Below are 21,747 nucleotides of genomic sequence, written 5' to 3' on the forward strand. Positions count from 1 at the left end.
AATCCATCCCCAAGGATGACGGCTTTGGCATTTCCTGCGGCAGCATTGCAACAGACAGAAAAAATTGTCATTGCAATCGATTGCATTAAATCCGGAATGTGATGATAATTTCGCCACGCAAGTGCGGTAACGCAGCGGTCTGTCACGGCCGCCGTCGCCAGCACGGCGCAATCGACAAAAACGGAGGAGACCCATGACATTCCCTTGCACCCGCATGGGGGCGGCGGTATCGCTCGCCCTGCTGCAAATGAGCGGCGCGCTGGCCCAGGAAGCGCAGGCCCCGGCCGCGCCGGACAACGACGCGCTGCAGATGAACCGCGTGGTCGTCACCGGCACGGCCGGCGGCACATCGAAAATGAAATCGAGCGTGTCCCTCAGCACGCTCGAAGCGGACACGATCGCCCAGGCGGTGCCGACCAGCGCGGCGGACGTGCTGCGCTCCGTGCCGGGCGTGCGCTCGGAATCCTCGGGCGGCGAGGGCAATGCCAACATGACGGTGCGCGGCGTGCCCATCTCGGCGGGCGGTTCGCGCTACGTGCAGATCCAGGAAGACGGCCTGCCCGTGCTGCAGTCGGGCGACTTCAATTTCATCACGCCGGATGCCTACGTGCGTATCGACGGCGGCCTGTCGCACCTGGAAGTGGTGCGCGGCGGCTCCGCCTCCACGCTGGCGACCAATGCGCCGGGCGGCATCGTCAACTTCATCGGCAAGACCGGCGAGGAAGAGGGCGGCAGCATCGGCCTGACCCAGGGTGTCGATTACGATTCCACGCGCATCGACGCCGAGTACGGCGGCAAGCTGGCGGACCGGACGCGCTTTTTCGTCGGCGGCTTCTATCGCCGCGGCGAGGGCGTGCGCGAGACCGGCGTCACCAGCGAGAAGGGCGGCCAGCTGCGCGCCAACGTCACGCGCGAATTCGACAATGGCTACCTGCGCGTCTCGCTCAAGCACCTGAACGACCGTACGCCGACGGCGCTGCCGGTGCCGGTCACCGTCAGCAATGGCCGCATCGCCACGGTCGACGGCATCGATCCGCGCACGGCCAGCTTCTACTCGCCCTACTGGGTGCCGGACGTCACGCTCGACAAGAACAACCGCCAGGTGGCGCACGACGTCAACGACGGCATGCGCGTGCGCAGCACCACGCTCGGCCTGGAAGCGCAGTTCGACGTCGGCAACGGCTGGAAGGTCACGGAGCGGCTGCGCAAGTCGGTCAACAGCGGGCGCTTCATCGGCGTCTTCGCCGGCAACAGCGGTACGGTCGGGGATTACGTGTTCGCCACCGGCCCGCGCGCCGGCCAGGCCTACGCCGGCCGCGCCTTCGCCGCCGTGGTGTTCAATACGTCCATTGACGATGCCGGTTCGATCATGAGCGACACCAAGCTGGCACGCACCTTCCAGTTGGCGGGCGGCGCGCGCGTGACCGCTACGGGTGGCCTGTACCTGGCCAACCAGGACCTGGGCCTGACCTGGAACTTCAACGAATACCTGATGCAGGCCAGCGGCGACCGCCCGGCCCTGCTGCAAACGGCGAACGTGACACCGGGGCTGGTCGGGCCGGCGTTCGGCGCCTGCTGCTCGCGCGCCATCGACATGGAATACAAGTACCGTGCGCCATACGTCAACGTTGGCTACGAGGCCGGTCCCCTGAACGTGGACGCCAGCCTGCGGCACGACCGCCAGAGCGCCAACGGCAGCGCCAACATCGCCACCGGTGCGCGCCGCTACGACCCCGCCACCGTGCAGCGCGTCGATTACGATCTCAGTCGCAATTCCTACTCGGTGGGCGCGAACTACCGCGTGAGCGGCGCGCTGGCGCTGTTCGCCCGCGCCAGCGACGGCGTGGCCTTCAACGCCGACCGCATCCTGTTCGGTGCCCCGCTGGACGGCAGCGCGCCGGTCAGCATCAACACGGTGCGCCAGGTCGAAGGCGGGGCGAAGTGGCGCAACGGCCCGCTCAGCGCCTTCGTCACGTTGTTCCATGCGAAGACGCGCGAAAGCAATTTCGAGGTGACCACGCAGACCAGCACCGCCAACAGCTACGACGCCAAGGGTGTCGAGATCGAAGCGGCCTGGCGCCGCGGCGCGTTCGAAGTGAACGGCGGCCTGACGCTGACGGACGCGGAGATCAGCGCCACCGCGCCGGGCAGCGAAGCGCTCATCGGCAATGCCCCGCGGCGCCAGGCGCGCGCGGTCTACCAGCTCTCTTCCACGTACGCCATCGGCAAGGCGCTGGTCGGCGCCAGCGTGGTCGGTACCGGCAAGTCGTGGGCGGACGACCAGCACACGATCCGCATGCCGGCCTACCGCACCGTCAGCGCGTTCGCCAACTACCCGGTGAGCGAGCGCGTGATGCTGTCGCTGTCTGCCAACAACCTGTTCAATGAACTGGGCTATACGGAGGTCGAAGGCGACGGTCACGCGGCCCGTGCGATCGCCGGCCGTTCCATCAAGGCCAGCGTCAAGTACACGTTCTGACCCCTGGCCGGCACCGCATGGTGCCGGCCTTTTTCTCCTGAGCGATATGAGCGATTTTCCTTCTCCCGAGCGGCTGCTTGCGGCGCTGCCCCTGGCACTGCGCGCGGACGCGGCGCGGCGCTACGCCGTCCATGGCCCCCTGCTGTACCGCCGCCTGGCGGGCCTGTACGGCTACCGTCCCGATTTCGAGCACTGGTACGACGACCTGCTGGGCAGCATCGGCGCGCTGCTGGCCGCGCGCCCGGCCGACCTGCTGGCGCTGGACGCGCGGCGCGCGGCCGATCCGGGCTGGTTCCTACGCCAGCACATGCTCGGCTACAGCGCTTACGCCGACCGTTTCGGCGGCGACCTGGCTGGCGTGGGCAAACGCATCGGCCACCTGCGCACGCTCGGCGTCACCTACCTGCACCTGCTGCCGTTCCTGAAGCCGCGCGCCGGCGAGAACGATGGCGGCTTCGCCGTCGCCAGTTTCGACGAGGTCGACCCGGCGCTGGGCAGCATGGACGACCTGGAGACGCTGTGCGCGCATCTGCGCGGTGCCGGCATCAGCCTGTGCGCCGACTTCATCCTGAATCACGTGGCCGACGACCATGCCTGGGCGCGCGGCGCGCAGGCCGGCGATGCGCGGCTGCGCGAGTTCTTCCACGTGTTCCCCGACCGCACCATGCCGGAGCGTTACGAGCGCACCCTCGGCCAGGTCTTCCCGGCCGCAGCACCGGGCAATTTCAGCCACGTGCCGGCGCTGGACGGGTGGGTCTGGACCACGTTCTACCCGTTCCAGTGGGACCTCAATTACGCCAACCCGGCGGTGCTGGCCGAGATCGCGGCCGCCCTGCTGCGCCTGGCCAATCGCGGCGTGGAGGTGTTCCGGCTCGATTCCACCGCCTTCCTGTGGAAGCGCGAGGGCACCTCCTGCATGAACCAGCCGGAGGCGCACACGCTGCTGCAGGCGCTGCGGGCGATCGTCGACATCGCTGCGCCGGGCGTGCTGCTGAAGGCCGAGGCCATCGTACCCACCGCCGACTTGCCGGCCTACCTGGGCGAGCCGGATGTGCCCGAGTGCCACCTGGCCTACCACAGCACCCTGATGGCCGCCAGCTGGGCCGCGCTGGCCGAGCAGGACACGACCATGCTGCGGCGCGTCGTCGCCGGCACGCCGACGCCGCCGCCCGGCGCCAGCTGGCTGACCTACGTGCGCTGCCACGACGACATCGGCTGGAAGATCCTGGCGCGGGAGGCGGACGGTTCGACCGACCGGCTGGCCGCCATCGCGGACTTCTTCCATGGCGCCGGCGGCAGCTATGCGGCCGGCGTGCCGTTCCAGGCCGGCGCGGCCAGCGCGGTACAGGCGACCAACGGCATGGCGGCCGCCTTGAGCGGCTTCGAGACGGCGGCCGGACCGCTGGCGCGCGAGCTGGCCCTGCGGCGCCTGTTGCTGGTGCATGGCGTGGCGCTGGCATTTGGCGGCCTGCCGATGCTGTACATGGGCGATGAACTGGGCATGGGCAACGACCATGGCTACCGTGACGATCCGCAACGCGCGCACGACACGCGCTGGGTGCAGCGACCCGTGTTCGACGAGGACGCGCTGGCCTGGCGCGACGATCCGGACAGCTGGGCGGGCCGGGTGTTCGGTGCACTGCGCGCGCTGGTCGAGCAGCGGCGCGCCTGCCCGGCATTGGACGCGAGCGTGCCACGTGCGCTGCTGCCCACGCATGATCCGGCGCTGCTGGCGCTGGCCCGCGGCGACAGCTTCCTTGGCCTGTTCAATTTTTCCGAACGCCCGCTGAAGGTCGCGCTGCCGGCGCTGGGCGAAGGTGGCTGGCCCGGGTATCCTGACGAGATCGAACTGGGACCCTGGGACATGCGCTGGTTGCGGCGCTGAGCGCCGCCCGAAGCACATATAAAAACACTTACAACAACGGAGACAGCGATGGCAAAGCAAGCGCGCCTGTCGTTCTGGCAGATCGTCAATATGAACGTGGGCTTCTTCGGCATCCAGTTCAGCTTTGGCCTGCAGCAGAGCAGCATGAGCCCGATCTACAAATACCTTGGCGCGGACGAGGCGACCTTGCCGCTGCTGTGGCTGGCCGGGCCGGTCACCGGCCTGCTGGTGCAGCCGGTCGTGGGCGCGCTGAGCGACCGCACCGTCACGCGCTGGGGCCGGCGCACGCCGTACTTCCTGATCGGCGCGCTGCTGTGCAGCCTGGGCCTCCTGTGCATGCCGTTCAGTCCCACCCTGTGGGCGGCGGCCGGCCTGCTGTGGATCCTCGACGCGGCCAACAACGTGACGATGGAACCCTACCGTGCCTTCGTCAGCGACAAGCTGCCGCCCTCGCAGCACTCGCTGGGCTTCCTGACCCAGAGCGCGTTCACGGGGCTGGGCCAGACGCTGGCCTACCTGACGCCTTCGCTGCTGGTGCTGTGGGGGATGGACAAGGACGCGACCAACGGCAGCCATATCCCGCAGGTGGTGGTGGCCGCTTTCGTCATCGGCGCCGTGATGTCGATTACCAGCGTGCTGTGGTCGATCCGCACCAGCCCGGAGCTGCCGCTGGACGCGGCCGAACTGGCGCGCATGCGGGCGCGCCGGCCCGGTGCGCGCGCCGTGCTGGCCGATATCGTGCAGGCCGTGCGCGAGATGCCGGACACGATGCGCCGCCTCGCCCTCGTCAAGCTGTTCCAGTGGTATGCGATGTTCTGCTACTGGCAGTACATCATGCTGGCCCTGTCGCAGTCGCTGTACGGCACCACCGACCCGGCCAGCCAGGGCTTCCGCGATGCCGGCCTGCTCAATGGCCAGGTGGGCGCGTTCTACAACTTCGTCGCCTTCATTGCCGCCTTCGCCCTGGTGCCGTTCACGCGGCGCTTTGGCGCCCGCATCACGCACAGCGTCTGCGTGGCGCTGGCGGGCGCGTGCATGCTGTGGATCCCGCTGATCCGCGAGCCGGCGCTGCTGTTCCTGCCGATGGTCGGCATCGGTCTGGCCTGGGCCAGCATGATGGGCAACCCGTACGTGATGCTGGCCGGCTGCATCCCGCCCGAGCGCACCGGCGTCTACATGGGCATTTTCAATATGTTCATCGTGCTGCCGATGATCGTGCAGATCGGAACCCTGCCGCTGTATTACGAGTCGGCGCTGGGCGGCAATCCGGAGAACGTGATCCGCCTGGCCGGCGTGCTGATGCTGTGCGCGGCGGTGGCGGTGTTGTGGGTCAAGCTGCAGCCGGCGGCCGAGGCGTTGCCCGCCGCGGGCGCGCTGGGCGCCACGGGCGGGCATTGAGGCCCGTCAGACCACGGAACCCAGCTTGAAGATCGGCAGGTACATCGCCACCACCAGGCCGCCGATCAGGACGCCCAGGATGACCATGATGGCCGGCTCCATCAGCGAGGACAGCGAGGCCACCGCCTCGTCCACTTCGTCCTCGTAGAAGTCGGCCACCTTGCCCAGCATCGCGTCGAGCGCGCCGGACTCCTCGCCGATCGAGACCATCTGCGTGACCATGTTGGGGAACACCTCGGCGTTCTGCATCGCCACCGTCAGGCTGGTGCCGGTCGAGACCTCGCCCTGGATCTTGCGGGTGGCGTCCAGGTAGACCGCATTGCCGGCCGCGCCGCCCACCGAGTCGAGCGCCTCGACCAGCGGCACGCCGGCGGCGAACATCGTCGACAGCGTGCGCGTCCAGCGCGCCACGGTGGCCTTGCGGATCACGTCGCCGAAAATGGGCACGCGCAGCAGCAGCCGGTCCATCGCCTGCTGCATCGCCAGCGAGCGTTTCCAGGCCTGGAAGAAGAAGTAGATGGCGGCGAACAGGCCGCCGAAGATGAGGTACCAGTAGCTGACGAAGAATTCCGACATCGCCATCACGAACAGCGTGGGCGCCGGCAGGTCGGCGCCGAAGCTGGTGAACACTTCCTTGAAGGCCGGCACCACCCAGATCATGATGACGGCCGTGACGATGAACGCCACCGCCAGGATCGCCACCGGGTAGGTCAGCGCCGACTTGATCTTGGCCTTCATGGCCAGCGTCTTTTCCTTGTAGATCGCCAGGCGCGTCAGCAGGTCTTCCAGGATGCCGGCCTGTTCGCCGGCGCCGACCAGGTTGCAGAACAGCGGGTCGAAATACAGCGGAAACTTGCGGAAGGCCTGGTTCAGGCTGGTGCCGGTCTCGATGTCGGCGCGCAGGTCCATGATCAGCTTCGACACGGACGGGTTGGCGTGGCCCTTGCCCACGATGTCGAACGCCTGCAGCAGCGGCACGCCGGCCTTCATCATCGTGGCCAGCTGGCGCGTGAACAGCGTGATGTCCTTGTCCGTCACCTTGCGGCCGGCGCGGTACACCTTCTTCTTCACCTTCGTCACCATGATGCCCTGGCGCCGCAGGGTGACGTTGACGACGGCCTCGCCGCCGGCGCGCAGCTCGCCGCGCACCGTCTTGCCGGTCTTGTCCTTGCCTTCCCATGCGAAGACGGACTCCTTCACCTGGTTTCCAGTTCGTGCCATCGTTCGCTTCCTATTCGTTGGTGCAGCCCAGCACTTCTTCCAGGCTGGTCAGGCCCACCTTGACCTTGACGAGGCCGGACTGGCGCAAGGACTTCACGCCTTCGCTTTCCGACTGCGCCGCGATCTGCATCGCGTTGCCGTGCGCCAGGATCAGCGCCTCGATGGCGGGGCTGATCGGCATGATCTGGTAGATACCCACGCGGCCCTTGTAGCCGGTGCCATTGCAGCGCTCGCAGCCCACCGGGCCGTACGGTTTCCAGGTGCCGTCCAGCTGTTCCGGTTTGAATCCTGCCCGCAGCAGCAGGTCGGCCGAGATGTCCACCGGCTGCTTGCAGGTGCACAGCCGGCGCGCCAGGCGCTGCGCCGTGATCAGGATGACGGAGGAGGCGATGTTGAACGGCGCCACGCCCATGTTCATCAGGCGCGTCAGGGTCGATGGCGCGTCGTTGGTGTGCAGCGTGGAGAACACCATGTGGCCCGTCTGCGCCGCCTTGATGGCGATGTCCGCCGTTTCCAGGTCGCGGATCTCGCCGACCATGATGATGTCCGGGTCCTGGCGCAGGAAGGACTTCAGCGCGACGGGGAAGGTCAGCCCCGCCTTGTCGTTGACGTTGACCTGGTTCACGCCGGGCAGGTTGATCTCGGCCGGGTCTTCCGCCGTCGAGATGTTGATGCCCGGCTTGTTCAGGATGTTCAGGCAGGTGTACAGCGAGACGGTCTTGCCGGAGCCGGTCGGTCCCGTCACCAGCACCATGCCGTAGGGCCGTTGGATCGCATCCAGCAGCAGGGCCTTCTGGTCCGGGTCGTAGCCCAGCGCGTCGATGCCCATCTGGGCCTGGGTCGCGTCCAGGATACGCATCACGGTCTTCTCGCCGAACAGTGTCGGCAGGGTCGAGATACGCAGGTCGATGGTCTTGGTCGGCGAGACGATCAGGCGCATGCGGCCGTCCTGCGGCACGCGCTTTTCCGAGATGTCCAGGCGCGCCAGCACCTTGATGCGCGAGACCAGCTTGTCCTTGATGGCGATCGGCGGCTGGGCGTGTTCGATCAGCACGCCGTCGACGCGGAAGCGGATGCGGTAGAACTTCTCGAACGGCTCGAAGTGCAGGTCCGATGCGCCCATGTTGACGGCGTCCATCAGCATCTTGTTCAGGAAGCGCACGATCGGTGCATCCTCGACGTCGGTGGCCGGGGCTTCCGCCACGGTCGTCGATTCCTGCTCCTCGGCGAACTGGATCTCGCCCTCGTCGCCGGCCAGGTCCCCCATCAGCTGCTCGCTGCTCTTGCCCAGTTCCTGCAGCAGGCGCACCAGCGCGTCGTGCGGCACGATCACCGGTTCCACCGAGGACTCGGTCTGGAACTTGATCTGGTCCAGCGCCTGCGTGTTGGTGGGGTCGGAGATCGCCACCGACATCTTGTTGCCGCGCTTGGCCAGCGCCACCACGCGCTGGCTCTGCATCAGCTTCGGGTCGATCAGCTTGGGCGGCAGGGCGGCGACTGCGAACGCCTGCAGATCGAGCATCGGATACGCGAAGGTCTCGGCGCAGAACAGCGCCAGCTCGCGCGCGTTGACGACGCCGCTGGCCAGCAGCACGTCGATGAAAGGCAGCTTGTCGGTGTGGGATTTTTTTTGCAGCGCGTCCGCCTGCGGGGGCGTGAGCCGCCCCGCCTGCATCAAGGCACGAGCCAGGCCCGACATGGAAGCGCCTGTCGCCGGGTGGGGTTGGACTGCTGCCATATGGACACTAGTGCTACATTGATGAATGAAACCGCGCGATCAAAGAATGATGCCTTGCGGCATCATTTTTGTAAACGATGTTCCGTTCAATGCTGTCGCAATTTGACGACTTTGATCGACTGATTTTGCACCTGAACAACTTCGATGATGCAATTGCCAATGCGCACGCTGATCGGCGCATCGGGAATGTCCTGCAGCCACTCCAGCAGCAGGCCGTTCAGGGTCTTCGGACCGTCTGTCGGGAAGTTTAATCCCAGTCGCTTGTTGACGTCGCGCAGCGCGGTCGTGCCTTCCAGCAAACACTCGCCGCGGTTGTCCCAGCCGAAGGTATCGGCCCGGGCCGCGCTCGGCGTGGAGGTGGTGAACTCGCCGATCATCTCCTCGATGATGTCGTCCAGCGTGACCAGGCCCTGCACCTCGCCGTACTCGTCGACGATGATGGCCAGGCGCTCGCGGTTCTCCTGGAAGTTCTGCAGTTGCGCGAACACGGCGGTGTCCTGCGGAATGAAGTAGGGCTCGGCCAGCAGGGCGCGGAAGTGCTCGACCGTCAGCTCGTCCTCCTCGTTCAGCAGGGCGACGGCCTTGCGCACGTGCAGGATGCCGACGATCTGGTTGATCTCGCCGTCATACACGGGCAGCTTGTTGTGGTAGCAGGTGGTCAGCTGTTCCTTGATTTCCTCGACCGGCACGGCCAGGTTCAGCGCCTCGATCTGGGCGCGCGGCGTCATCACGTCCTCGACGGAGATCGTGTCCAGGTCGAACAGGTTCAGGAGGATGCTCTTGTGCTTCTGCGGGATGAAGTTGCCGCTTTCCAGCAACAGCGAACGCAGCTCTTCCGACGACAGGCCCGCCTCGTGCGGATTGGGGGCCGGCTTGACGCGGAACAGCCGCAGCAGGGTGGCCACGAACAGGTTGACGAACCAGATCAGCGGACGCGCCGCGCGCAAGAGCGGGCGCAGGATGAAGCTGGCCGGCAGCACGATCTGGTCGGCATAGCGGGCGCCGATGACTTTCGGCGAGATCTCCGCCAGCACGATCAGCATGAACACGACGACACCGGTCGAGATCAGGATCACGTGCTCCTCCAGGCCGAAGGCGTTGATGGCGATTGCCGTGACGAGGGCGATGGCCATCGCGTTGAGCAGCGTGTTGGCGATCAGGACGAGCGAAAGCAGCTGTTCGGTACGTTCCAGCAGCCACAGGGTGGCGATGGCGCGATTACTGCCGCGCTTTGCCTCGTGGCGCAAACGGAAGCGGCTGGCCGCCATCAGGGCGGTTTCGGCCATGGCAAAGAAGGCCGACAGGAAGATCAGGCAGGCGAGTGCAAGGAGCTGCACCCATAAGGGAATGTTGTCCAAAGTGTGGGAAAAGGTACGCGGATGCGGCCGCAGAGCATCCGATTCTACGGGAACCCCGAACCCCGTGCAAGCGGCCGCGCCTGCCGTCAAATCGGGGATCGGGGACAGCCTCTAATGCCGCCAAGTTAAGGATGTAAGACTCACTGGGCCGCAGGCGTATTCCTCAACCCCAGGCCCTGAATCGGGGTCAGACCCGCCGGGTCTGATCCCGGCTCTCCGCTTTTGGGTGCAAAACGTCTGCGGCTGGCTGATAGTTTTCCTTAACTTAGCGGTATTCGGGACAGCCTTCGATTCTCCGGGGCCACGAATATCGGTCCGCCTTGCAACGAAGGAAGCTTGCTCGGCGAAATCGGAGGCTGTCCCCGACTTCGGGGCAACTGTTCTGCATCCACGACCTATAATGGCCCGATGAGCAATGCCATCCAGACCCCGGCCGGGCGCCGCCTGGCCGTGATGCCGCCACCGGTGCTGGCGGGCATCGTGCGTTACTTTCACGTGGAGCGCGACAGCGGCGGCGCGGCGCTGGTGCCCGCGTCGCCTTATCCGATGGTCACGTTCTTTGCCGCCGGCGGTTCGCTGGTGCCGTCCACCGACGGCACACTGACGCTGTTCGAGCAGCCCATGCTGTGCGGTCCCGTGACCGTGCCGATGCCGGTGCTGTGGCGGCAAGGCACCACCTTCATCAGCGCGCTGATCGAACCGGCCAGCTTCGCGCGCCTGTTCGGCGTCAGCCCGGCCGCGCTGCGCGACCTGCCGGTGGCGCTGGCGGATGTGACGCCGGCGGCGCCGTTCGCGGCCTTGCAGGACACGCTGCATGGCACGGACGACACGTCCGTCTGGCTCGGCGTCTTGCAGGCCTGGCTGCTGCAACTGCTGGCGCGCCGGCCGCCATCCGTGCCGCCGCTCGCGTTGCCGCCGGCCCTGCTGGCGCTGCCGGCCGCCGACATCGCGCGCCGCTGCGGCCTGGGTGTGCGCCAGCTGGAGCGCCGGTTCAACGACACCTATGGCCAGAGCCTGCGCGACATGCGGCGCATGGCACGCTACGTGCAAGCGCTGGCGCGACTGATGCAGGCGCCGCCCCGCCGTGGCCTGCTGACGCGCATCGCGATGGACTGCGGCTATCACGACCAGGCCCACATGATCCGCGACTTCGTCCATTACACAGGCCGCGCGCCGCGCGCGCACCTGCGGGATGCGGGTACCGACCCGCTGCACCGGCTGTACCGCTACGATCCGGCCCAGCGCTGGATCGTGGCGCGGCCCTGATGTCGTCTCGATACAATTTTCGTCCCCGCGGCGGCGCTATCGTGCGCCATCAACCGTTTTGGGGGAAACGAGATGGACGAACCGAGCTTGCAGCGCGACGGTTTCCTGGTCACGTCGCTGGACGCGGTGCTGAACGCCTGCCGCAACGACAGCCTGTGGTACCTGACCTTCGGCCTGGCCTGCTGCGCCGTGGAGATGATGGAGGCCGCCTCGGCGCGCTATGACCTGGACCGCTTCGGCATGGTGCCGCGTGCCTCGCCCCGGCATGCCGACCTGATGATCGTGGCCGGCACGCTGACCAACAAGATGGCGCGCGCGATGCGCAAAGCCTACGACCAGATGCCGGAGCCGAAATACGTGGTGTCGATGGGCTCCTGCGCCAACGGCGGCGGCTACTATCACTACAGCTATTCGGTAGTGCGCGGCTGCGACCGCATCGTGCCGGTGGACGTCTACATTCCCGGCTGCCCGCCGACCGCCGAGGCACTGGTCTACGGCTTGCTGCAGCTGCAGCGCAAGATCGCCGCCACGCGGCCGAACGCCCATTACGCCGACCTCGCGCGCTGAACCGGCAAGGCGATTGCCGATCCGCTATCATTGTCCGATCGTTACGACGGGAGACGGGCATGCGCAGGATGCTGGCGGGGATGGCGATCGTGATCATGAGCGGGGCATGCGCGGCGGCGCCCGATGCCACCCTGCTGGCCAAGGCGGAACAGCACAAGGCGCCCGCGCTGGCGCTGCTGCAGAAGCTGGTGGACATCGATTCCGGTACGTTCAGCGCGAAGGGGCTCGATGACGTCGGCGCCATCGCCGCGGCCGAACTGACGCGCCTGGGCGCGCGCGTGGAGACCTTCCCCGCCACCCCGGCGCTGTCGAAAAACCTCGTCGCCACGCTGGACGGCAAGGGCAAGGGGCGCATCCTGCTGATCGCCCACATGGACACCGTGTTCGGCGACGGCACCGCCCGCGCGCATCCTTTCCGCATCGAAGGCAGGCGTGCCTACGGCCCCGGCATCATGGACGACAAGGGCGGCATCGTCATCGGCGTCCACGCGCTGGCCGTGCTGCGCGAGCAGGGCTTCGGCGACTTCAAACGCATCACCGTGCTGTTGAACACCAACGAGGAAACCGGCTCGCACGGCACCCGCGCGCTGCTCGAGCGCCTGGCGAAGCAGCACGACGTGGTATTCAACCTGGAGCCGGGCCGGCCGGCCGACGGCCTGGTGGTGTCACGCAAGGGCAGCGGCGACATCGAACTGGCCGTGCGCGGCAAGGCCTCGCACGCGGGCGTGGCGCCGAAGCAGGGCGTCAACGCGGCGCTGGAGGCCGCGCACCAGCTGGTGCAGCTGTCGCGTCTGGGCGACGAGGCGAAGCAGACTACCGTCAGCTGGACCGTCATCAAGGGCGGCGAGCGCAGCAACGTGATTCCCGACCGAGCGAGCGCGCAGGCCGACGTGCGGGTGATGCAGCCCGAGGAGTTCGACCGGGTCGAGCGCGACATGCGCCGCATCGCCGCCAGCCAGCTGGTGCCGGAGGCGAAGGTGGAGATCGCCCTGAAGCGCAGCTTCCCGCCGATGCCACCCAGCTCGACGACGGATGCGCTGGCGCGCGCGGCATCGAGCATCTACGCGGAGCTGGGCCGCAAGCTGACCCTGGAAAGCTCGGGCGGCGCGGCCGACTCGAGCCTGGCGTTCGCGGCGGGCGTGCCCACCATCGACGGCCTGGGCATCGTCGGCGGGGGCATCCACACGGCCGAAGAATACGCGGAGGTGGACAGCATCGCGCCGCGCATCTACCTGCTGGCGCGGCTGATCCGCCAGTTCGGCAAGGACCCTCAGCTGCCCCGGTAGGTGGAGTACGACCAGGGCGAGACCACCAGCGGCACGTGGTAGTTCTGGTCGGCGTGGGCGATGCCGAAGGCGATCGTCACCACGTCGATGAAGCGCGGCGCTGGCAGCTCGACGCCGGCCTGGGCGAAGTAGTCGCCGGCATGGAAGGCCAGTTCGTACTGGCCGGCGTGCAGCGCGTCGCCTTCCAGCAGCGGCGTGGCGCAGCGGCCGTCGGCATTCGTCACGTCCGTCTTCAGCAACTGGCGGCTGCCTGCCAGGATCGCGTACAGGTGGATGGTGACACCGGCGGCGGGGCGGCCGTGAGCGGTGTCGAGGACGTGCGTGGTCAGTTTTCCCATATCGATTCCCGGATGTGATTATTCATCGGATCATATACTGTTGTGCGCTGGACAATATATCGTTGTGCTTATGAATACAGGAGCCAAATCATGATGACGAAGACAGCGTACGCGGGCGCGCTGGCGGGCGCGCTGGCGGCCGCGCTGGCCGCCGGGCCGGCGCTTGCCGGACCGGCTCCCATCGTACTGGCCGTGGAGGGAGGCGCCATCGAGGGCACCTATGCGGACGGCGTGCGCAGCTTCAAGGGCGTGCCGTTTGCCGCGCCGCCGGTGGGCGCATTGCGCTGGAAGGCGCCGCAGCCGGTGCGGCCCTGGCCCGGCGTGCGTCCCGCCAAGGACTTCGGTCCCCGCGCGATGCAACTGCCGCTGTTCGCGGACATGGTATTCCGCTCGCCCGGCATCGAGGAGGACTGCCTGTACCTGAACGTCTGGACGCCGCTGGCACCGGCCAGCAAGAAGCTGCCCGTGCTGGTGTACTTCCACGGCGGCGGACTTGCCGCCGGCGACGGTTCCGAGCCGCGCTACGACGGCGCCGCGATGGCGCGCCAGGGCATCGTCGCATTGACCGTCAACTACCGCCTGGGCGTGTTCGGCTTCCTGGCGCATCCGGAGCTGAGCGCCGAGGGAGCGGTGCGCGCATCCGGCAACTACGGCCTGATGGACCAGGCGGCGGCGCTGCGCTGGGTTCAGCGCAATATCGCCGCGTTCGGCGGCGACCCCGCGCAGGTGACGATCGCTGGCGAGTCGGCCGGTTCGTACTCCGTCAGCGCGCAGATGGTGAACGCCCAGGCGCGTGGCCTGTTCGCCCGCGCCATCGGCGAAAGCGGTTCCGTGCTGGGGCTGGAGGCCCCGCCAACGCTGGCCGAGGCGGAGCAGCAGGGCGTGGCTTTCGCCAGCGCCGCCGGCGCGGCATCGCTGGCGGCGCTGCGCGCCTTGCCGGCCGCGCAGCTGCTGGAAGTGGCCGGGCGGCCCGGCATGCCATGGTTCTCCATCGTGACCGACGGCGCCGTCATCGAACGCCCGCCACTGGAGACCTACCGGCGCGGCCTGCAGGCCAGGGTGCCGCTGCTGGCAGGCTGGAACTCGCAGGAGATGGGCGCGGACGCGCTGCTGGGCCAGGCGCCGGCGACGAAGGAAGCCTTCGCGGCCGCGCTGGAGCGACTGTACGGCGACCGGGCCGCCGACGCGGCGCGCGCCTATGACTATGACGTGCCCGATGCGGCACGCGACCTGGCCAGCGACCGCTGGATCGTCTACGGCACCTGGAAGTGGATCGACCTGCATCGCCGCGTCGCGCCCACCTACCGCTATTACTTCACGCGGCCGCGCCCCGGCGCGGCCGGTGGCGCAGTGCACTCGGGCGAGATCGAATACGCCCTGGGCAACCTGGACGGCAACAAGGTGTATCGCTGGAACGACGACGACCGCCGCGTCTCCGCCACCATGCAGACCTACTTCGCCAACTTCATCCGCACCGGCAACCCGAACGGCGCCGGCCTGGCCCACTGGCCGAGCGTCGACCACCCGGCCCCGAACGTCATGCGCATCGACGTGGCTTCGGACGTCTACAACCCGCGCGACCGCGCACGCTTCGAATTCCACGATCGCCAGAACACCGCACCATGAACCAATCCTATCCCCGCGACCTGATCGGCTACGGCCGCGACGTCCCCCATGCCAACTGGCCCAACCGCGCCCGCGTGGCGCTGCAGTTCGTGCTGAACTACGAGGAGGGCGGCGAGAACAACGTGCTGCACGGCGACCCCGCCTCCGAGACCTTCCTGTCCGAGATCATCGGCGCCGCTGCCTTCCCGGCGCGGCACATGAGCATGGAATCGATCTACGAGTACGGCTCGCGCGCCGGCCTGTGGCGCCTGCTGCGCATGTTCGAGGAACGCCGCCTGCCGCTGACGGTGTTCGGCGTGTCGATGGCATTGCAGCGCAACCCGGAAGCCGTGGCCGCATTCCAGGAACTGGGCCACGAGATCGCCTGCCACGGCCTGCGCTGGATCTCGTACCAGAACGTGGACGAAGCCACCGAACGGGCCCACATGAAGGAGGCGGTGGACATCATCCGCGACCTGACCGGCAGCGCGCCGCTGGGCTGGTACACGGGGCGCGATTCGCCCAACACGCGCCGTCTGGTCGTCGAGCACGGCGGCTTCCGCTACGACGCGGATTATTATGGCGACGACCTGCCGTTCTGGCAGCAGGTCGAGCACACGGGCGCGGACGGCCAGCCGGCCGTGACGCCGCAACTGATCGTGCCGTACACGCTGGACACCAACGACATGCGCTTCGCCGCCATGCAGGGCTTTAACAGCGGCACCCAGTTCTTCGACTACCTGAAGGACGCGTTCGACGTGCTGTATGCCGAGGGCGACCCGCACGGCCTGAACCGGCCGAAGATGCTGTCGATCGGCCTGCACTGCCGCCTAGTCGGCCGGCCAGCGCGCGCGGCCGCGCTGGCGCGCTTCCTCGACTACGTCCAGGGCCACCCGGACGTGTGGATCGCCCGCCGCATCGACATCGCCGAGCACTGGCACACGCACCACCCGTTCGGCGGCGCGTGAGGTGACCCGAGTGACGGTCGACACGCAGCTGATCGGCAGCTGGCTGCGCGCCCGCTCGATCTGCCACGGCTTGCCGGCGCCGCTGCCGGACCGCGGCGGCTGGCGGCTGGACACCGCGCGGCCGGGCGAGCTGCGGCGCTACGTGTTCGGCGCGGCCTGTGACGGCTTGCGCGAGCTGGGGGCGAGCATCGACATTCCATTGGTGTTCCTGAAACTGTGCGGCAGCGGCCACGATCTGCTGGCGCTGCTGCCGCCGCGCTGGCGGCTGGACGAGCCGCGCTTCGTGATGGTGCCGGGTGATTGGCCGGCCGCGCCCACGCTGGCGCCGGAGTACACCTTGCGGCTGACCCGCACCGGCGCCGTCACGACTGCCCGCATCGTCACCGCCGACGGTGCGGTGGCAGCGACCGGCCATGCGGCCGAGTGGGCCGGCGTGTTCGTCTACGACCGCATCGAGACGGCGCCGGCGCACCGGCGGCGCGGGCTGGGCGCCTGTGTGATGCACGCGCTGCGCCAGGTCCGGCTCGATGGCGGCGCGACCGAGATCCTGGTCGCCACGGTGGCCGGGCAAGCGCTGTACCGGTCGCTGGGCTGGACGACGATCTCGGATTACTCGACAGCATTTGTAGATCCCAGGTGACAGGCACGTTTCCAGGGTCGGAAGGCCTTGAAAAGGCTGCCTGTCACCAAGGGTCTCATGCGGATAGGGTGATATCGCTTATCGTTCATCGGATATATGTCGTACCCGCCCAAATGATAGTCTGGGAAGATGGGACCACTCCGAGGCCAAGATGTCTGAACCGATCCGTTTTTACTACCGCGGCGCCGTGCATGAAGTACGCGATGCCGCCCCCACGCAGACTGTGCTGCAGCACCTGCGCGAGGACCTGCATTGCACCGGCACCAAGGAAGGGTGCGCCGAAGGCGACTGCGGCGCCTGCACCGTGGTGCTGGGCAGCGTCGTCGACGGTCGGCTGGAGCTGAAGGCGGTCAACTCGTGCATCCAGCTGACGCCCACCCTGGACGGCAAGGCCCTGTTCACGGTGGAGGATCTGCAGCAGCCGGACGGCACACTGCACCCGGTGCAGCAGGCGCTGGTCGAGTGCCACGGTTCCCAATGCGGTTTCTGCACGCCCGGCTTTGCCATGTCGCTGTGGGGCATGTACGTCAAAGTGGACGGCGCCGCGCCGTCGCGCAAGCAGATCGACGACTGCCTGTCCGGCAACCTGTGCCGCTGCACCGGCTACCGTCCCATCATCGACGCCGCCAAGCGCATGGTGGAGCTGCCGCGGGTCACATTCGACACGGCCCGCTTGACCGAGCAGCTGGCGGCACTCAAGCGCGACCGCCTGGCCGTCTACAGCGCGCATGGCCAGACCTTCCTGGCGCCGCGCACCCTGGACGAGCTGGTGCAGCTGCGCGCCGCCAACCCGGGCGCGACCCTGCTGGCCGGCTGTACCGACGTGGGCCTGTGGATCACCAAGCAGATGCGCGAACTGGGCGACATCATCTACCTGGGCCACGTGGATGCCCTGAAAACGCTGACGGAGCGCGACGGCATGCTGGAAATCGGCGCCGGCGTGTCGCTGGAAAGCGCGTATGGCGCGCTGTGCCGCCACTACGACGCCGAGCTGGGCGAAATGCGCCAGCGCTTCGCCTCGCTGCCGATCCGTAACGCCGGCACCCTGGGCGGCAACGTGGCCAACGGCTCGCCCATCGGCGATTCGATGCCATGGCTGATCGCGCTGGGTGCGCAGGTCGTGCTGTGCGGCGCCGGCGGCGACCGCGTGCTGGCGCTGGAGGACTTCTACCTCGACTATATGAAGAAGGACCTGCAGCCGGGCGAATTCGTGCGCGCCGTGCGCGTGCCGCTGCCAAGGGCCGGCGTGGCCTTCCGCACTTACAAGCTGGCCAAGCGCTTCGACCAGGACATCTCGGCCGTCTGCGCCGCGTTCGCGTTCACCCTGGAGGGCGACACGATCGCGTCGGCCCGCATCGCCTTCGGCGGCATGGCCGCCACACCGAAGCGCGCCCGCGCCGCGGAAGCCTTGCTGGCGGGCCGGCGCTGGGACGAGGCGGCCGTGCAGGAGGCCATGGCCGCGCTGGCGCAGGACTACGCGCCGCTGACGGACATGCGCGCCTCCAGCGCCTACCGCCTGCGCGCCGCGCAGAACCTGCTGCGCCGCTTCTGGCTGGAGACGCGTCCCGACGCGCCGCTGGCCGCCGGCGCCGTGAATGCCTTTGCCTGTTCCGCCTGAGGAGACGCCATGAACCATCCCGTCACTCCCGGCCTGACCGACGCCTGGAAAGCCGTCGGCGTGGCCCGCCCGCACGAGTCGGCCGAGCTGCACGTGCTGGGCCAGGCCACCTATACCGACGACATCCCGGAAGTACACGGTACTCTGCACGCGGCACTGGGCCTGTCCGCCAAGGCGCACGCCAGGATTGTCGCGCTCGACCTGGCGCCCGTGCTGGCCTGCCCCGGCGTCGTGGCGGCCTACACGGCCAGCGACATCCCGGGCACCAACGACTGCGGCCCGATCATCCACGACGACCCGATCTTCGCCCAGGGCGAGGTGCTGTACGTGGGCCAGCCGATCTTCATCGTGGTGGCGGACACGCACACCAATGCGCGCCGCGCCGCCCGCAAGGCCGTCGTCACGTACGAGGAGCTGCCGGCGATCCTGACGCCGCAGCAGGCCAAGGCCGCCAGTTCCTACGTGCTGCCGCCACTGCGGCTGCAGCGCGGCGACGCGCAGGCCGCGTTCGAGCGCGCGCCGCACGTCCTCAAGGGCGAGCTGTTCGTCGGCGGCCAGGAACAGTTCTACCTGGAAGGTCAGATCGCCTATGCCATCCCGAAGGAAAACCGCGGCATGCTGGTGCAGTGCTCCACGCAGCACCCCAGCGAGATGCAGCACGTCGTCGCACACGCGCTGGGGCTGCATTCGCACCACGTGACCGTCGAATGCCGGCGCATGGGCGGGGGCTTCGGCGGCAAGGAATCGCAGTCGGCGCTGTGGGCGGCGGCGGCGGCCATCGCCGCCACGCTGACGAAGCGGCCGGTAAAACTGCGTGCCGACCGCGACGATGACATGATGGTCACCGGCAAGCGCCACTGCTTCTGGTACGAGTACGAAGTGGGCTATGACGACGACGGCCGCATCGTCGCCGCACGGGTGGACATGACCCTGCGCGCCGGCTTCTCGGCCGACCTGTCCGGCCCCGTCGCCACGCGCGCCGTCTGCCACTTCGACAATGCCTACTACCTGTCGGACGTGGACATCCGCGCCGGCTGCGGCAAGACCAACACGCAATCGAACACCGCGTTCCGCGGCTTCGGCGGGCCGCAGGGGGCGATCGCCATCGAATACGTCATCGACGAGATCGCGCGCAACCTGGGCCGCGACGCGCTGGACATCCGCCGCCTGAATTTCTACGGCAAGACCGAACGCAACGAGACGCCGTACCGCCAGGTCATCGTCGACAATGTCATCGACGAGCTGACGACGGAACTGGAGCGCAGCAGCGAGTACCGCGCCCGCCGCGAGAGCATCGCCGCGTTCAACGCCACCAGTCCCGTGCTGAAGAAGGGCCTGGCGCTGACGCCGGTGAAATTCGGCATCGCGTTCAACGTCACGCACCTGAACCAGGCTGGCGCGCTGGTGCACGTCTACGTGGACGGCTCCGTGCTGGTCAACCACGGCGGCACCGAGATGGGACAGGGCATCAACACCAAGGTGATGCAGGTCGTCGCGCACGAGCTGGGCGTGGACTTGCGGCACGTGCGCGCCAGCGCCACCGATACGAGCAAGGTCGCGAATACGTCCGCCACCGCGGCCTCCACCGGCGCGGACCTGAACGGCAAGGCCGCGCAGGACGCGGCGCGCCAGATCCGCGAGCGCCTGGCCGCCTTCGCGGTCAAGCAGTACGGCGGCGACGTCGCGGCGGTGCGCTTCGGCGCGGACGTGGTGCACGTCAATGGTCACGAGGTGCCGTTCCCCGAGCTGGTACAGAAAGCCTACCTGGCGCGCGTGCAGCTGTGGTCGGACGGTTTTTATGCCACCCCGGGTCTGCACTGGGACCCGAAGACGATGACGGGCCATCCGTTCTCGTACTACGCCTATGGCGCGGCCGTCTCGGAAGTGGTGGTGGACACGCTGACGGGCGAATGGAAGCTGCTGCGCGCGGATGCGCTGTACGACGCCGGCGCCTCGCTCAACCCGGCCATCGACATCGGCCAGGTCGAGGGCGCCTTCATCCAGGGCATGGGCTGGCTGACGACGGAGCAGCTGTGGTGGAACGACGCCGGCAAGCTGATGACGCATGCGCCGTCCACCTACAAGATCCCCGGCATCTCGGACTGCCCGGAAGACTTCCGCGTGCGCCTGTTCGACAATCGCAACGTCGAAGACAGCATTCATCGGTCCAAGGCAACAGGCGAGCCGCCGCTGCTGCTGCCGTTTTCCGTGTTCTTCGCCATCCGCGATGCGATCTCCAGCGTGGGCGAGCACCGGGTCAATCCGCCGCTGGACGCGCCAGCGACCAGCGAGGAAATCCTCAAGGCCGTCGACGCGGTGCAGGAAAGCGTTGCACAGAAAATGGGGTCTGTCCCCATTTTTGAGGCAACAGTTTCGGACGGCAAATGAACGACTGGCTGACGGCGACCGCCGGGCCGGCGGTGCTGGTCACGGTCGCGCGGGTGGAAGGGTCCAGCCCGCGCGCGACCGGCACCAAGATGCTGGTGACGGCGCGCAGCCAGCTGGACACCATCGGCGGTGGCCACCTGGAACTGAAAGCGGTCGAGATCGCGCGGGGCATGCTGGCGCGCGCCGACGCGTCCGTGCAGTACGAGCGCTTTCCGCTCGGTCCCAGCCTGGGGCAGTGCTGCGGCGGCGTCGTCTGGCTCGCGTTCGAGCCGGTCGATGCCGAACTGGCGCAAGTGCTGGAAGCGCTGCGCACGCGACGTCGTGACGACAGCGTGCGCATCGCGGCGGTCGATGGCAAGCCGGCGTGTGCGCTGTTCGACGCCGCCGGCGGCAGGATTGGCGGCAGCGCGGATGTCGCGTTCGTCGCGACGGCGCAGGCCGGCCTGCACGCCGATGCCAGCGGCCGCCGCTGGCTGGTCGACCCCATCCTGGCGCCGCGCGCCCACGTGTTGCTGTTCGGCGCCGGCCACGTCGGTGCCGCCATCGTGCGCGCGCTGGCCGAGCTGCCCTGCAGCGTGACGTGGGTGGACGAGCGCGACGACATGTTCCCGGCGCGAGTGCCGGACAACGTGACGGTCGAAGTCACGGACACGCCGGCAACGCTGGTCGCGGCCGCGCCGCCGGGCGCCAGCTACCTCGTCATGACGCACAGCCACGCGCTGGACCAGCGCCTGTGCGAGGCCATCCTGGCGCGCGAACAGGTCGGCTGGTTCGGCCTGATCGGCTCGAAAACCAAGCGCGCCCAGTTCGAGAGCCGCATGGCCGCGCGCGGCATCGATCCGGTACGCATCGCCACGATGGTGTGCCCGATCGGCCTGCCGGGTATCATCGACAAGGCGCCGCCCGTCATCGCCGCTTCCGTCGCGGCCCAATTACTGATCGTGTGGCAGGCGCAAGCCGCCGCCCTGCCGCAACCCATTCAAGAGAACTGA

16 protein-coding genes are annotated in these 21,747 nt (G+C 68.0%); 12 read left to right on the forward strand and 4 right to left on the reverse strand.

The window, feature by feature from the left end; translation table 11 throughout:
• Positions 1–193 precede the first annotated feature (193 nt).
• From E7V67_004425 to E7V67_004435, 3 genes are read left to right on the forward strand one after another with little or no spacing between them, the layout of a single operon-like run.
• Positions 194–2,479, forward strand: a complete 2,286-nt coding sequence (locus tag E7V67_004425; protein ID WUR14354.1) for a TonB-dependent receptor — start codon at positions 194–196, stop codon at positions 2,477–2,479.
• A 46-nt stretch (positions 2,480–2,525) separates the two neighbouring features.
• Positions 2,526–4,364, forward strand: a complete 1,839-nt coding sequence (locus E7V67_004430) for an alpha-amylase family glycosyl hydrolase (GenBank protein WUR14355.1) — start codon at positions 2,526–2,528, stop codon at positions 4,362–4,364.
• 48 nt (positions 4,365–4,412) lie between these two features.
• The gene (locus E7V67_004435; protein WUR14356.1) at positions 4,413–5,762 is read left to right on the forward strand and encodes an MFS transporter; all 1,350 of its coding nucleotides are present in this window, start codon (positions 4,413–4,415) and stop codon (positions 5,760–5,762) included.
• A 6-nt stretch (positions 5,763–5,768) separates the two neighbouring features.
• Here E7V67_004435 and E7V67_004440 read toward each other — a convergent pair whose 3' ends face one another.
• From E7V67_004440 to E7V67_004450, 3 genes are all read right to left on the reverse strand, one after another.
• On the reverse strand, positions 5,769–6,983 hold the full coding sequence (locus tag E7V67_004440) for a type II secretion system F family protein (protein WUR14357.1): 1,215 nt from the start codon (positions 6,981–6,983) through the stop codon (positions 5,769–5,771).
• Positions 6,984–6,993: 10 nt separating this feature from the next.
• Complete coding sequence (pilB, locus tag E7V67_004445) at positions 6,994–8,682, reverse strand: type IV-A pilus assembly ATPase PilB (GenBank protein WUR14358.1); 1,689 nt, start codon at positions 8,680–8,682, stop codon at positions 6,994–6,996.
• Positions 8,683–8,807: 125 nt separating this feature from the next.
• Positions 8,808–10,079 carry an HlyC/CorC family transporter gene (locus E7V67_004450; protein WUR14359.1) on the reverse strand — a complete coding sequence of 424 codons (1,272 nt, stop codon included), beginning with the start codon at positions 10,077–10,079 and terminating at the stop codon, positions 8,808–8,810.
• Between the two features lie 408 nt (positions 10,080–10,487).
• On the opposite strand from E7V67_004450, the gene E7V67_004455 reads away from it, so the two are divergent.
• From E7V67_004455 to E7V67_004465, 3 genes are all read left to right on the forward strand, one after another.
• Entirely contained in the window at positions 10,488–11,345 is an 858-nt protein-coding gene (locus tag E7V67_004455) for a helix-turn-helix domain-containing protein (protein ID WUR14360.1), read from the forward strand.
• Between the two features lie 72 nt (positions 11,346–11,417).
• A complete protein-coding gene (locus tag E7V67_004460) occupies positions 11,418–11,912 on the forward strand; it encodes an NADH-quinone oxidoreductase subunit B family protein (GenBank protein WUR14361.1) in 495 nt (164 codons plus the stop codon).
• A 59-nt stretch (positions 11,913–11,971) separates the two neighbouring features.
• The gene (locus tag E7V67_004465) at positions 11,972–13,198 is read left to right on the forward strand and encodes a glutamate carboxypeptidase (GenBank protein ID WUR14362.1); all 1,227 of its coding nucleotides are present in this window, start codon (positions 11,972–11,974) and stop codon (positions 13,196–13,198) included.
• Here the strand turns inward: E7V67_004465 and uraH are convergent.
• Positions 13,183–13,536 (reverse strand): hydroxyisourate hydrolase, encoded by a 354-nt coding sequence (uraH, locus tag E7V67_004470; protein ID WUR14363.1) that lies wholly within the window; start codon positions 13,534–13,536, stop codon positions 13,183–13,185. The two genes, E7V67_004465 and uraH, sit on opposite strands and share 16 nt — an antisense overlap.
• Before the next feature lie 90 nt (positions 13,537–13,626).
• On the opposite strand from uraH, the gene E7V67_004475 reads away from it, so the two are divergent.
• The 6 genes from E7V67_004475 (at position 13,627) to xdhC (ending at position 21,747) form a co-directional block, all read left to right on the forward strand.
• Positions 13,627–15,162 (forward strand): carboxylesterase family protein, encoded by a 1,536-nt coding sequence (locus tag E7V67_004475; GenBank protein WUR14364.1) that lies wholly within the window; start codon positions 13,627–13,629, stop codon positions 15,160–15,162.
• Positions 15,159–16,109 (forward strand): allantoinase PuuE, encoded by a 951-nt coding sequence (gene puuE / locus E7V67_004480; protein ID WUR14365.1) that lies wholly within the window; start codon positions 15,159–15,161, stop codon positions 16,107–16,109. The genes E7V67_004475 and puuE overlap by 4 nt, the downstream gene beginning before the upstream one ends.
• Before the next feature lie 10 nt (positions 16,110–16,119).
• Positions 16,120–16,749 carry a GNAT family N-acetyltransferase gene (locus E7V67_004485; GenBank protein ID WUR14366.1) on the forward strand — a complete coding sequence of 210 codons (630 nt, stop codon included), beginning with the start codon at positions 16,120–16,122 and terminating at the stop codon, positions 16,747–16,749.
• Between the two features lie 151 nt (positions 16,750–16,900).
• A complete protein-coding gene (gene xdhA / locus E7V67_004490; GenBank protein ID WUR14367.1) occupies positions 16,901–18,367 on the forward strand; it encodes a xanthine dehydrogenase small subunit in 1,467 nt (488 codons plus the stop codon).
• Between the two features lie 9 nt (positions 18,368–18,376).
• A complete protein-coding gene (gene xdhB, locus E7V67_004495) occupies positions 18,377–20,755 on the forward strand; it encodes a xanthine dehydrogenase molybdopterin binding subunit (GenBank protein WUR14368.1) in 2,379 nt (792 codons plus the stop codon).
• Entirely contained in the window at positions 20,752–21,747 is a 996-nt protein-coding gene (gene xdhC, locus E7V67_004500) for a xanthine dehydrogenase accessory protein XdhC (protein ID WUR14369.1), read from the forward strand. Before xdhB ends, xdhC begins: the two co-directional genes overlap by 4 nt.

The organism is [Empedobacter] haloabium, assembly GCA_008011715.2.
GTDB lineage: Bacteria > Pseudomonadota > Gammaproteobacteria > Burkholderiales > Burkholderiaceae_D > Rugamonas > Rugamonas haloabia.